This window comes from Polyangium sp. 6x1, assembly GCF_029946515.1.
Taxonomy (GTDB): domain Bacteria; phylum Myxococcota_A; class Polyangia; order Polyangiales; family Polyangiaceae; genus Polyangium.
Genome location: NZ_JARZHH010000010.1, coordinates 1 through 12,376, shown reverse-complemented (window position 1 = coordinate 12,376; position 12,376 = coordinate 1). Strand labels below are relative to the sequence as shown.

Genomic DNA, 12,376 nt, shown 5'->3' with positions numbered 1-12,376 from the left:
TGCGTCAGGAAAGTTGTCCCAATAAACCTGCCTCCACCGGGGGCGGCTCCGCGCTCTCGGCGGAAACCGGCGTTCCGCAGCCGACCCTCTCGCTCTGCCTGCGGAACGCGTGTAGTGTCCGCGCCGTGACCGCGGACAAACCTGAATCTTTTGGGAAGGCAACCCGTCCAGCGACCACCATTTGATGAAGCGAGGAGATAGCTAACGCGACGCAACGGCGTTAAAAATCGACTCGAAGATCGCGTTCAGGCCAGAAAAGTCAAACTCATCCACCGTTCTTGTTCTCGACTGAACAAGGCGCAGCTTTTCCTCGAAGCGCTTCTGAATCAATCCCTTGTTGTTGATCTGCCCCTGGTACCGCTCGGTCTTTTCATTGTAACCAGTCCACCGCACAGGAAATAGCCCACCGTCGTCAGCAAGCAGTGTGTCCCTGCCCAGGTACAGTTCGATGGAGCATGCGCGCCCGTTAATGTCTCCGACGGAAGCACCTTCGGGGCCCAGCGTGGGGTAGCTGCGTGCATGTTCGATCTGAGGCAAAGTCATAGCGAACACGTGAGACGGAAGTCTCGCTTGGAGGAGCCGCTGAAGGGCGTCATGGCCAGCTGCATCATTGTCAAAAACAACGGCGACTCGGTTGCGTATCCCGCATCCGATAAACATACGAACGAATTGGACCAGTTCATCGGTTCCGCCCTTAGCATTGGCCGTCTCGAAATCGATAAAGCTGACAAACGACCTTAACTCCGGCATCAACAAATCTACAGTATCGCGTAGAACGCGAGAGTCGAACTTGCCCTCCGTAACGACAATCAACGGCTGGTGCTCCTCGGCCTCCCAAAGCGTATCGGGTTCATGCACATACCCATCGGTGACGAGGTCGTCGAAATCCAACTCCACTTCGTCATCGTTTGAAGCTGCGGCAAGTATCGTGCGGAGGACGAGCAGGGGCTCTCCAGAGGGAAAGCCAAACATGTGCTCCTCCCACGCGAGCATGAACTGGAGTCGTTCGTCGTCAATATCAGTGGGGGAAATATGATCAAGTCGTCTAGCAAAATCGACCGCAACCCTCATGGCCTCGACCCATGCTGCAAATCCTCCCGGTTGAATTAGCTGCTTGGGCCACTTTTCGCGTTCCCACTCCTGAAGGCGACTAATTCCCCATTCATAGGCGCGTCGTGCCGACGGCAACGAGAAACCAAGAAGATCCAAACGCCGGGCGATTGTACTCGCGTTAGACCTGTACACGTGCGGCGCCTCTTCGTTTGGATATACGGGAGAGACACGGTCCTCTCGTCGGAAGGGGATGAACACATATCCAGGAAGGTAGGCCTTGCCCACATCCATAACAAAGTTTGCCACCGATAACTCGTAGTAGCTGCCCATCAGCCGCTATGATGCAGGCACACCCATAAGTTGGCAATAGCTATCGTATCGGAATGTACCAGCGGGCCCGCAGGAGGTATCCTCGGCGCTGGATGGGGGCGACCAGGAAACTGGTCGCCGGTCGGGGCGGTGGTGCTCAACCCGGTGCAGAGGGAACCGGTGGGAATGGCGCTGCCTGCATCGAGCTGGAACGGACAACTGTCTTACCGCGCGGTGCTCCTCGTGCTTTCGACACACGCGGTCTCGCGTTTTCCAGCTGGAGGATCCCCCCCGGTCGCTCGCAGTTCCACGACGTGGCCGTCGGCCTCCCGCAGCTCGGCGCCCCCGTCCGCGTCGTCCTCAGATGTGAAATGTGGGGAGTTGGAACGATGCCCACGAGCCCCTGCGAGGACGCGCTGCTCCTGCTGGGAGCACGCCGAAGGCCGCCCTCCGTCGCTTCTGTGGCCTCACTGTGGCCTCAACCCGCATCCCAAGACGTCTCCAGACGTCTCGCCATGTCGCCTCCCCCGCCCCCGTCAAACTTCGCAAAAGTAGCTGGAATGATGCTGTTTTCGTCGTCCTTCTCAGGGGTTAGCGAGGACCATCTCGCGCCCCGAGCCCGTATTTCCTAAACCGAAGGTCGCAGGTCCGATTCCTGCCGGGGGTGCCAATGATTCCGCGGGGTTAGCGCTTCCTACCGCGCTGCCCCGCCGAACCCTCAGAACCCGTTGCCCCACTGTTGCCCCCACCCCGTTTGCCCTCGGAGGCCAGGGTGAGCCGGCGGGCCGCCTCCTCCAGATCCTCCTTGAGGTGATGCACGTAACGTTGCGTGGTGGCGAGGTGCTTGTGACCTGCCATCCGCTGGACGACGTGCACGGGCACCCCGGCGCGGAGCCAGGACGTGATCGCGTAGTGCCGGAGCGCGTAGATCGACCAACCGCCGAGCCCGGCGCGGTCGCGCACGCGCTCGAAAGCTTGCGTGAGGCCGTACTGCCCCCACGGTCTGCTTCGCTCGTTCAGCGCGAGATGACCGTCGCGTGAGCCGCGCTCGATCGGCGCGAGGAGCCGCGCGAGCTCGGGCGCGATGGGGATCTCGCGCTGGCCGGTCTTCGGCGTGTGAAGCTCGCCGTGGGAGCGACCTTCGCGGATCGAAAGGAAGCCGCCCGCGGGGCGATCGTCGTCCCAGCGGAGGAGCATGTCGCGGCGGCGAAGCGCGCGGATTTCGTTGGGGCGAAGGCCGGCGTACGCCATGAGGGCGAAGCTCAAGCGGTGCGTGTCGCGCGCGGCGGCGAGGATCGCGTGGACCTCGTCGTCGGTGGGGATCTCCAGGATACGCTGGCCGATTTGCTTGAGGCGCGGCAGGCCCTTGGGCGGATCGGCGAGGTGACCGCGCTCGACGGCGAAGCGAAGAACGGAGCGGAGAACGACCTGGATATTGTTTCGGGTCGTTTGCGCGAACTTGCTCTTCGACAGCTCGAGGTCGAGCTCCGCGGCCGCGTGGCCGTCGACCTTGTCGAGGGGTCGATTGGCGAAGCGCGGGAGCAGGGTGTGCTCGAGGACCGATGTGTACCCGCGGCGGGTCGTGACTTTCAGGTCCGTCAGCATGTACGTGCTGCGGAACTCGGTGACGACTTCGGCGAAGGTTTTCGTCGGGGGTGGGGGCGGGGACGCCGGATCGGTGGGGGATCCGGGCGGGGAGGAGCCGGCGGCGGATGCTGCCGGGGGAGCGTCGTCCGTCGGCTCGTACGGGGAGCCGAAGCGGGCGATGTTCAGGAGGTAGCGCTTCTCCTCGGCGCGAGCGCCGGGGACTGTCGGGGATAGCGCGTCTTTCCGGAATCGATGGCGGGTGCCATCAGGGAGGCGGTAGCGGATGTCAATGAACAGAACGGGGATGCCCCGTCGGGTCGTTCGTCGGACTGCCATGACTTGGGAGCCTTTCCCAGGTCATCTCAGGCCAGAGGTGCGATCGGCGGGAATTTAGCACGATCCGGCCGTGCTCGCAGTTTGTGGCTCATCCTGCCCGTGCTCGAAGCTCGCAGTGCGGCTTGCGCGACGCCGCCAACCATGACCAGGCTGCTGCAGCCGGCTGGTTGCCGGCCCGGCTTCGGCTGCATTGTCAGGTTAGCCCGTGTCGGTTGTATCGGTCCAAGGCGCGATGGTTTGTTCAAGTTGAACAAGCTCCGCCGGCCCCAGGGAAGAGCGAATCTTTGCGAGAATATCACGCTTTAGCGCATTAAATACCGTCTTGTTGTAGAGCGCGCCAATGTTATGCGTATCATCAAGAATGTCATCAAGGAGCGCCTGCTGGGCCGTCGGTGTAATGCTACTCCATGTGTCAGGACCGAGGAACCAGTGATCTGTACCATGCAACATCCAAGATTCGATTGCAGCAATTATCATCAATGGGTTGGAGAATCGAATGGCCGCATAGGCGTCGAGCATGTGACCGTACGCTTTCGGTGCTGCAATGGCGACAAATGTATTGGGCGGCGTAGGAATAACAGTGACTACGACACGAACGTTGTGGACGACAGTGTCGGCGGTACGAAAGTGAAAATTGGCTCGGCCAGAAAGGCACACCGGAACGACCCGATCGATTTCGATCGCCGACACAGCGAGTCCAGATTGTTCTGCATCGTCAACGCCCGCCGCAGCGGCAGAGTAAAATTCACGGCGAAACCAAGCAAGTTCCTCGCGTAGCTCGTCCAGGCGCGATTGAAATAAGTCAGCCCTTGGCCCTTTCGCGTCGACGGAGGAGACTGAAACGCTCTCGTCTCCAGCTCGTTGACGAATTAATCTTTCGATGGCCACACGGCGAAATTCATCAAAATCTCGCAGTGTTTGCTCTAGCCACGTCCCTTCAATCTCGAACCGAACTACCTCCCTACAAATGGAACGAAAAAGCTGGCGGGAAATGTCTAGTTCCGACATGATGCGGCCAGTTCTTTCGTAAGAAAAAAATAGGCCTTCGTGCGTTTCGCAGAAGCCGGGAAATGCGCTTGCACATTGAGTGCCAACCAGGCGGGCCACCATCTTCCCATCCGGATGCGAAAAGGCGGGCGTTACGACGTGGCCCCGGTTTGCTATGGCTGCAATGGAAGACGAGCGCGGTATGGTATGGGAATGCCGAATGGTTGTCGCGGCGCAACTGGGATACATGCACGTGCGAGGTGTTCTTCTTGCATTAGCCAGGCTGGCGACGCCACCAAATTGTGCTTTGCGAGCAGCGCTCTGGTCGAACAATATAATATCTGGGTCATCGAGATATTCGGCAAGCACCTGGTCTGCAGCAGCGACAACACCAGGCGACATCTTGTCCTTGCTCATAGTCGACTTGCTTCCTTTGGCACCGTATAGCCCAGCCGCGTTAACACCTTCCAAAGGGCCTTTACGTCCCCTGCTTCGAGTCAGCCAGAGATGCCGCCGAATCTGTACCTTCGAAGAGAATCTCTACCAACGCCGATGGTGTGTGCCAGAGTCCCTCCCCGGATTTTACATAGCTCTTACACAATTGGACAACCTTCTCCTTCCCGCCGACCCGTAGTCGCTGATGCTCTAACTCGGCGATCGCCTTGAATGCGTTGCCTGCATAGCCGGAGGTCGACAAGAACAGTCCTGACGCATGCTTCTCGTTCATCACGACTTCCAGAAACCGTTTCAGGTGCACTCCCCGAACCTCTTTGCCACAGACCCAATGCTTTATCTCTATGATGTACGTGCGTGAGCTTGCCCGGTCCTCAACCTCCATAATGACGTCTTTGCCGCCATCTCCCGCAGACTTCGTCAAGGTCACGGCAAAACCCAAACCAGACAGAACTTCACCAACAAGACGCTCCGCATCCCGCCACTCAACGGCGCGTAACTCTTCGGGGTTCTCGGCGATATGCTTAGCAATACGGCGGCACATGTCTTGAACTGCCTGCGCCACACATGTGGGTGCTAGTTCAATCCCCCGTTCGACCCGAGCGAGCCAAGATCGAAGGTCATGAAAATCTACAAACGTCAACTTGCTGCCGCTCAGCTGGTTTAGAATCTTCCGTCCGTGACCAGATGGCGCACGATTTGCGACCAGCAGATAGTGATCGTGATTTGCGTTGGATGCTGCAGCAATCATCCTGTGCAGTACGGAAGACATCAAGGAAACATCGCGCGTCAGTCTAAGTTCAACGCCGATGGTTTCGTCGCGTGCTCCACCATCCAGCAGGCGGGTACCGACGATGTCTAGCTCGTACTCATGCGATTCGTCGGTCCAAACAGTGCCCCAACCCTGCGATTCTAATATCGGAACCACAGCAGCTGACAGCAGCTCCTCTGCCGCCTTCGGATCTTGCCCCGATGAAGGCCCTGCTTCAAGAGTATTGAGGATTCGCCTTGCCTCGTCAATCATCGGCTTATCCATAGAAACCACACCCTTGCCTGTAAATCCTTGGGGGTTTGCGCAGAGACCGCCTGTTTATTCACGTCGCGTCAGCAACATCCCAGGCACTCTTATGTATTTGTGAGGTACATCCTCGAGCATTGCTTGCAGTTGAGCCTCGTCTTCGCTGGTAGCAAAGATTACTTGCTGCTCCGCTTTCAATGCGCTCGCCGCACGGCGCAAAAACGCCTCGAAGCTCATTCGCTGTGCTTGTTGCTGTCTCGGCTCATCTAGAATCATCATTCCCAAATGGTTCGTGTCACCCTTCCTGGCTACTTCTAAAAGGGCCTGCAGATATGCCCATATGGTCCTGATCATGTCACTGGCTGAAAGGTCAAAGCCAAGATCGAACCCTTCGTGGCTGGGCCGATAGGTGTCCTTAGAAATCTCTACCAACTTGGGCTCAATGCTCCGGAAGTTGTAATCTTTTAGCTGCTCCACAAACAACTGCTGCAGAGCACGGAGCTTTTCAGCATCGGCCGGCGAAAGGTCGTCTGTACCGACCTCTTTTAGCTGAGCTTCCAATGTTGAATACTGGTTCGCTATTTCAAGAGCGCGCACGAGTAGCAGTCGCCACTCTTCCTGTATGGCCATCACAATTTTTGTGGTCTCCACGAGTCGCACTTTTTCCTCGACAGCAGCCAACGATGGGGTTCGACCATCCGCAACCAGAGCGCGCTTCTTAGATCTAATGGTGCTGCGAAGATTGGTCACATGGTCCCGCAGGGCCTGCAAGCGTCGCTCTTTTGACTTGATGACGCGGGTCGCTTCTACCTTCATCGACTCGAACGCAGCTATTTGCTCGTCGATAAACTCTATATTCTCCTCGATCGACATGGGCTCGTGGTGCACATCCTGGGGCAACAGACTATCGACGACCGATTGATGACACGTTGGACACTCTTTGCGCGAGGTCTTCATCGCCCGGATGGAGCCGAGCTGGTTAAGTCGGCTAATGTCCTTGTTCCTCTGGAGGTCTTCACGGAGCGATTCGAGACGCTGCATGACCGCCTCAAGTTGCGCCTTCTCCGCTTCCACGTCCCTCAGGAACTGGCCAGCAAAGATCTCCGCGTCGGAAAGCCTCCTCTCGTCCTCCCTAAGGGATTCGGTGAGTTCTTCCGCCACCTGCTCCACCCTGGGAATCTCCTTCGACTCAAGAACGGCAATACGCGTCAAGTTGTCACGGATCTCCGCGTCGAGACGGCGCCAAGCATTACTGACGGGCACGGAAATGTATGGTTCATCTTGGGTCCCCCACGTCGCTGGCTCCTTGGGTATACCGTTGGCTATACCCGAGACTCTGCGTGCTAGACGCTCGCTCTCCGAGACAACCTCGCCCCATCGCACCTTCGTGGTCGCAAGTGCGTCGCGGAGCCTATCACGTCGGATCGCATTTTCGTACGCATCAAGATTGAGCAAAAACTCAATAGCGCGCTTGCTGACGTCCCGTACTCGGAAATGGGTAGGCATGCGTGCCTGAATCCCGCTCCAGCCATGTTTTTGCTCAACAATAAGCAGCGGGAATATGCATTCGAGGTATAGCGGACAATCGTCACCCTGATAGCGTGACACCGTTGGCAACTTCCATCCGATAAAGTTGGTCAGCCATGCATGGAATCCAGCACCTCGTACAGCTGCGCCTTCGAGCCTGACGAAGTAGTCTGCACCGACCTTGGTACCTACCTGTTCCACGGTCATCCCCTCGAACACAGTGACGAGGCGGCTGTCCTTTGCATTGCTCTTCACAAACCGAACAATCGTTGCGATCGTACCTGAGCCGTTTTCGATCTCGACTGCCACGAGCGACTCGTCCACGGCGATCTTCTCGCCACCGTCTTCGAGGTAGTGGGTCATCGCGTGAGGTAGCGGAATCTTATGGCTGGCACTAAGCATGCCCTCCAGTCCAAGGGCGTATATTATGCCTTGGATACATGTCGACTTTCCGCTTGTATTGTCGGCCCAGAGTATGTTCAACCCGTGCTCGAACTCGACTGTAGCCCCGTATTTACCTTTGGGGGTGTCCACGGCGAGGTCCGCTCGTCGCAGTCTGATGTAGCCGCTCATTTCGCAGATACCCCCTTTAGAACGGACTCAATCATCCTTTGTGTTATTCTTCGCGGCAGTTTCTCAAGGAATTCTTTCTCCGCGTGGAGCACGGGCTCACTGAGAATCTGGTCAGTCATGGCTCGGCCGGCAGCCGCAAGATGGAGCTTGGACTTGTCTCGCTCAAGGAGACCTTCCCCTAGGGCAAAGTCGACGGCACGGTTCAGCCCAGGCTCATAGCGAACGATCGCTTGCTCGGGCTGAGTGCGTCCAGCGAGCACTTCAAGGAATAGCAGCCTGGACTCGGCGCTTCGTATCGCCCAGCTCATTACGTGCAAGTGCTTCATCTTGAGTGACTCTCCGTGGCACCTGTGCAGAATTAACAGAATCACAGAGATTCGCCAGGCTATCCGGAGATCGCCAGGAACAGCGACTGGACGGCGTACAAAGCGAAACGGGATGTTTAGGTCGGTAACCTCCATCTATCTACCTTCTAACTTCGGGAAGCGCAGTGGACAACGAAGAAGCCAGTCGGCGATGGTAGCGAATGCCAAGTCTTTAGCGGTTACTGGGTCGATTCCCTTGATAGCCTCGGAAAGCTCTTTCTCAAGCTCGCGTGCGACCTGCGCGATGGTGCGTTGTGGGGCAGTGTCTGCGAGCAAGCACTCTGTCTCAACAAACCTTTCCTTGTTCTTAATGTACCTATCAATTGTCTCGTAAATATGCGGATACTGAGCGCGCATCTTCTCAAGGATGCTGCTACCCCTTAGGTAGTGATCGAGCTGACGGTTTCTAAAGTCACTGCGTTCATCGTCCGTATTTAGGACAGGAATGTTGTCAATTTTGTTCTCAAGGCGCTCGATTAGCTTGGCGTGCGTCTGGCTCCACTTGTCAATGTCGTCTTCGTCGACTGGCTCGCCGTCGATCCGCATCACCCTGGCGCCATTGGTGACTAGCACGGCGCGCTCCTGCTGAAACGCTTCGTCGGTGGTGATCTGGATCCTAAAGTCGCTTGCTACATAAGGGAGGTTTTTGGCACGCACCTCTTCGGCTTTCTTGGTTGCATGCTGCACAAGCATCGCGCTTTCGTGCCGCGGTACGACCAGGATCCACATGCATATCTTTGTGTCCCCGAAGAGCTTGGCCAGATCCTCCTTGTTATCGCAAAACTTGTTGATGTCTCTGGTGATTTTGTTGCGCTGCTCCTCGTAAAGATCGGCCGTGCCGATGGGTTCTTGGGCCGCGTAACATTGATATGCATGACCATCGATAGTGAATCCCTCGACGCCGAAGTCGCCTTTGTGCTTATCCGGCACCTCCTGGAAGCGTATCGAATAGCGCAGCTGAAGCAGACGTACGACGTAATCCTGCCAGTCGTTGCCATTCCATGCCTGGTAGCTCGATGCATGCATGCGCGATACCGACTGCCTCAGTGGCTCCGGGCCAGCCGACAGTCTCCAACCGTCAGATGCCATGCGGCACCACCCTGTACGCTGGTAGGAAGGGCACCACCCTGTACGCTGGTAGGAAGACCTCTAAGACCCGGCGATGCGACATCGGAGCCGGCACTCGACTCGAAGGCCTTCAGCACGATGGACCCTCCACGCTTGTTGATGCAACGTGGTTCGCGCACGCGAGTCAAGGGGTAATCGCTGGCACACTTTGCTCGGCTGTGACCAGCCGCCCCGCCCGCTGAAGCTGTGCGCCGCGTCGGCCCTAGCGCATCGCGTTGTTAGCAGCCCTGCTGCCACGAGCGACAGCATTGCGCCGCGCTGCGTCATTCTGTTTTGCAGACGCTACAGCTTAGGACGCAATATTTGAGTGGCCACTTGACGTAACAATTGCTAAACTTCGACCCTACGCTGATGAACGGTTCTGAGATCAGACAAGTCCGAGAGTCGCTGGGATTGTCACAAGCGCAGTTCGCATCGCTCCTCGGCGTACACGCAGTGACAGTATCTAGGTGGGAGAACAGCGCCCAACATCCCACCCCATACCAGGTGGGCTTGATCCAGCAGTTCGGCCGCGCAGCCCGACGCAAGGACGTCGCCACGCAGGTGGCTGCGGTCCTCGTAACAGCGGGAGCCATCGCCGGACTCTACTTCCTCCTTAAGTGGGCGCTCGATGAAGACGAGGGGGAGGATGATGGAGAGGACGCGCAGTCAGAGCCCCGCGGAGCACGTAGACGTCCACGTCGGCCATAGCCGGCAACAACCAAAGGAAGGAAGTCGCAATGAATCGTGATGAAAAAATCGTTTTGGGCGTACTCGGTGCACTCGCAAGTGTAGCTGGAGCGACCGGCCTCTACTACCTGCTCGCCGGTGCGGGAAAGGACAAGAACGCCGCGCTTATCCCTGACAGTATCGAAGATAGGCTCGACATGGTCGTCGAGTCCCTCAACGAGACCTTCGGCAAGTCGTGGGGCCGCTACGCGATCAGTGCTCTTAAGAAGGCACTGCCCGCACCGCTCGTCGCCCTGGTGCAATTCGTGCATGCCGCGGAGCAACATCGCGGCGTGTCCGGCGCGCAGAAACGCGCTTATGCGACACAGCTCTGGCAGCAGTACGCGTGACGTGCGGGTCTAGCCCGTGCTTATATCCTTAACGTTCTCTCCTCCCTCCCCCTCGCAAGCCGCCTCCCCGCCTCCTCCAAATCCTCCTTCAGATGGTGCACATACCGCTGCGTCGTCGCGAGATGCTTGTGCCCCGCCATCCTCTGCACGACATGCACCGGCACGCCCACCCGCAACCACATCGTGATCGCGTAGTGCCGCAAACAATACACCGACCACCCCCCAACCCCGACCTTCCGCCGCCCCCTCTCAAACGCCTGCACGATCCCGTACTGCCCCCACGCCCTCCCCCGCTCATTCAGCGCCACATACTCCTCCCGCCCCGCCCCCCCGACCCCCTCGATCCCCGCCAGCAACCTCCCCAGCTCCGGCGCCACCGGCACCTCCCGCTGCCCCGTCTTCGGCGTGTGCGTCTCCCCGTGCGACCGCCCCTCCCGCACGCTCACGAACCCGCCCACGGCCTCCCCATCCCGTCGCAGCCGCACATCCCGCCACCGTAGCGCCCGCACCTCGTTCGGCCGCAGCCCCGCATACGCCATCAACGCGAAGCTCACCCGATGCCGCTCGCTCGCGGCCGCGAGGATCCGCTCGACCTCCTCGTCCGACGGAATCTCCAGAATGCTCTGCCCCACCGCCTTGAGCCGCGGCATCCCCTCGGGCATCGCGCGCAGATACTTCCGCGCCACCGCGAATCGCAGCACCGACCGGATCACCACCTGCACATTGTTCCGCGTCGCCCGCGCGAGCCCCCGCTCCGACAGCTCCAGGTCGAGCTGTGCCGCCGCCGCACCGTCCACCTTCCCGACCGCGAGCTCGCCGAACCTCGGCAGCAGCGTCCCCTCGAGCAGCGCCGCATACCCCCGCCGCGACGACACCTTGAGCTCCGTCACCATGAACGTCGCCCGATACTCCTCCACGACGTCCCGAAACGTCTTCCCCGACCGCGGCACCGCGCCCGCCTCCGCCTCCCCCGGCGCATACGGCTCGCCGTGCTGGGCGATGTTCAGGAGGTATCGCTTCTCCTCCGCGCGCGCCGCCGCCATCGTCTGCACCTTCGCGTCCCGGCGGAATCGGCCCTTGCTGCCATCTTTCCGTCGATATCGAAGATCGATGAACAAGAACGCCTTCCCGCGCCGCGTCATCTTCCGGACCGCCATGACCCCACTCCTTTCCGGGCGCTCACGGCGCGCCCCACGCCTCCGAGAACTTCACCCGCCAGAGCCGCCCGAACTTCCGCGCCCGCACGCCGTCGAGCAGCGCCTCGGTCCCCCCATCGCCGGCGCGCACGGCCCGGCGCTCCAATGACTTGCGCAGCGCCCCCGGACTCAGCCCGAGAAACGCCGCCGCGCGCTCGATCGACACCCACGGCACGGGACCCCGCTCGGCCTCTCCCCGATTCGCCGACATGCCGGACCTCCTCTCCCCGCCCCCACGCCGCCGCATCCGCGACGGCTGCCGTAGGGGTGGAGTGAAAGCAAGAGGAAGAAGGGGCTCGAGCTCCTGGCGAGCGACCCCTCTCCCAACGTTCCTGACGCCGGACTCTGAGGAAATCGGAAACCGATCGCAAGCGATTTTCGCGAAAGAAATCAGCGGGTTGCGGCGGTGCACGCGAATTGTCGGATTCAATGCGGGATCCGGAACGCGCCCCTTGTTTCGCCGCGTCGTCGGTCCACTCCCGCCCAGTGATCAATCCACTTTTCGATAGGCTTCTGGGGCCGGTCCGCGCAAACCGCGGGGCAACCCGGCGACCGCCCCTCGCCGAAAGGCAAAAAGTGGATCGAAAAGTGGACCTTGCTGGGATCCGACCCCTGAAAATCAAGGGGTTCCCGCCGGAAATCCCAGCCAATCACTGGGGCTTGTGTAGAGCGTCAGTAAAACTGACCCCCTGGCGACACTAAAACTGACCCCCTCCCAGGGCTCGGTGGAGGAGGAGACGGGGATGTTGGACAAACTCTGGGAGAAGACACCTCTGGTAGCGGAGG

Annotated in this window: 10 protein-coding genes; 2 read left to right on the top strand and 8 right to left on the bottom strand. The window is 59.4% G+C overall.

Annotated elements, in window-relative coordinates; genetic code table 11:
• Nucleotides 1–201: 201 nt before the first annotated feature.
• The 6 genes from QHF85_RS12465 to QHF85_RS12440 all read right to left on the bottom strand — a co-directional run bounded on the left by QHF85_RS12465 (nt 202) and on the right by QHF85_RS12440 (nt 9,297).
• Nucleotides 202–1,383, bottom strand: a complete 1,182-nt coding sequence (locus QHF85_RS12465) for a HEPN/Toprim-associated domain-containing protein (protein WP_281327363.1) — start codon at nt 1,381–1,383, stop codon at nt 202–204.
• Nucleotides 1,384–2,046: 663 nt separating this feature from the next.
• The gene (locus QHF85_RS12460; protein ID WP_281327362.1) at nt 2,047–3,285 is read right to left on the bottom strand and encodes a site-specific integrase; all 1,239 of its coding nucleotides are present in this window, start codon (nt 3,283–3,285) and stop codon (nt 2,047–2,049) included.
• 198 nt (nt 3,286–3,483) lie between these two features.
• Nucleotides 3,484–4,689 (bottom strand): hypothetical protein, encoded by a 1,206-nt coding sequence (locus tag QHF85_RS12455; protein WP_281327361.1) that lies wholly within the window; start codon nt 4,687–4,689, stop codon nt 3,484–3,486.
• Between the two features lie 61 nt (nt 4,690–4,750).
• Complete coding sequence (locus QHF85_RS12450) at nt 4,751–5,749, bottom strand: restriction endonuclease (protein WP_281327360.1); 999 nt, start codon at nt 5,747–5,749, stop codon at nt 4,751–4,753.
• A gap of 66 nt (nt 5,750–5,815) precedes the next feature.
• Nucleotides 5,816–7,843 (bottom strand): AAA family ATPase, encoded by a 2,028-nt coding sequence (locus QHF85_RS12445; RefSeq protein WP_281327359.1) that lies wholly within the window; start codon nt 7,841–7,843, stop codon nt 5,816–5,818.
• A 461-nt stretch (nt 7,844–8,304) separates the two neighbouring features.
• Nucleotides 8,305–9,297, bottom strand: coding sequence for a hypothetical protein (locus QHF85_RS12440; RefSeq protein ID WP_281327358.1), 993 nt, complete (start codon nt 9,295–9,297; stop codon nt 8,305–8,307).
• A 390-nt stretch (nt 9,298–9,687) separates the two neighbouring features.
• On the opposite strand from QHF85_RS12440, the gene QHF85_RS49770 reads away from it, so the two are divergent.
• Nucleotides 9,688–10,026, top strand: coding sequence for a helix-turn-helix domain-containing protein (locus QHF85_RS49770; protein WP_348652731.1), 339 nt, complete (start codon nt 9,688–9,690; stop codon nt 10,024–10,026).
• A gap of 29 nt (nt 10,027–10,055) precedes the next feature.
• Nucleotides 10,056–10,394 (top strand): hypothetical protein, encoded by a 339-nt coding sequence (locus QHF85_RS12435; protein ID WP_281327357.1) that lies wholly within the window; start codon nt 10,056–10,058, stop codon nt 10,392–10,394.
• A 20-nt stretch (nt 10,395–10,414) separates the two neighbouring features.
• Here QHF85_RS12435 and QHF85_RS12430 read toward each other — a convergent pair whose 3' ends face one another.
• The gene (locus QHF85_RS12430) at nt 10,415–11,551 is read right to left on the bottom strand and encodes a site-specific integrase (RefSeq protein WP_281327356.1); all 1,137 of its coding nucleotides are present in this window, start codon (nt 11,549–11,551) and stop codon (nt 10,415–10,417) included.
• A gap of 22 nt (nt 11,552–11,573) precedes the next feature.
• The gene (locus tag QHF85_RS12425) at nt 11,574–11,801 is read right to left on the bottom strand and encodes a hypothetical protein (protein WP_281327355.1); all 228 of its coding nucleotides are present in this window, start codon (nt 11,799–11,801) and stop codon (nt 11,574–11,576) included.
• Nucleotides 11,802–12,376 lie beyond the last annotated feature (575 nt).

Excerpts from the sequence above, each read along its gene's own strand:
- QHF85_RS12435 (WP_281327357.1), top strand. The coding sequence starts at position 10,056 with ATGAATCGTGATGAAAAAATCGTTTTGGGCGTACTCGGTGCACTCGCA.
- QHF85_RS12455 (WP_281327361.1), bottom strand. The coding sequence starts at position 4,689 with ATGAGCAAGGACAAGATGTCGCCTGGTGTTGTCGCTGCTGCAGACCAG.
- QHF85_RS12430 (WP_281327356.1), bottom strand. The coding sequence starts at position 11,551 with ATGGCGGTCCGGAAGATGACGCGGCGCGGGAAGGCGTTCTTGTTCATC.
- QHF85_RS49770 (WP_348652731.1), top strand. The coding sequence starts at position 9,688 with ATGAACGGTTCTGAGATCAGACAAGTCCGAGAGTCGCTGGGATTGTCA.
- QHF85_RS12450 (WP_281327360.1), bottom strand. The coding sequence starts at position 5,749 with ATGATTGACGAGGCAAGGCGAATCCTCAATACTCTTGAAGCAGGGCCT.
- QHF85_RS12425 (WP_281327355.1), bottom strand. The coding sequence starts at position 11,801 with ATGTCGGCGAATCGGGGAGAGGCCGAGCGGGGTCCCGTGCCGTGGGTG.
- QHF85_RS12460 (WP_281327362.1), bottom strand. The coding sequence starts at position 3,285 with ATGGCAGTCCGACGAACGACCCGACGGGGCATCCCCGTTCTGTTCATT.
- QHF85_RS12440 (WP_281327358.1), bottom strand. The coding sequence starts at position 9,297 with ATGGCATCTGACGGTTGGAGACTGTCGGCTGGCCCGGAGCCACTGAGG.
- QHF85_RS12445 (WP_281327359.1), bottom strand. The coding sequence starts at position 7,843 with ATGAGCGGCTACATCAGACTGCGACGAGCGGACCTCGCCGTGGACACC.
- QHF85_RS12465 (WP_281327363.1), bottom strand. The coding sequence starts at position 1,383 with ATGGGCAGCTACTACGAGTTATCGGTGGCAAACTTTGTTATGGATGTG.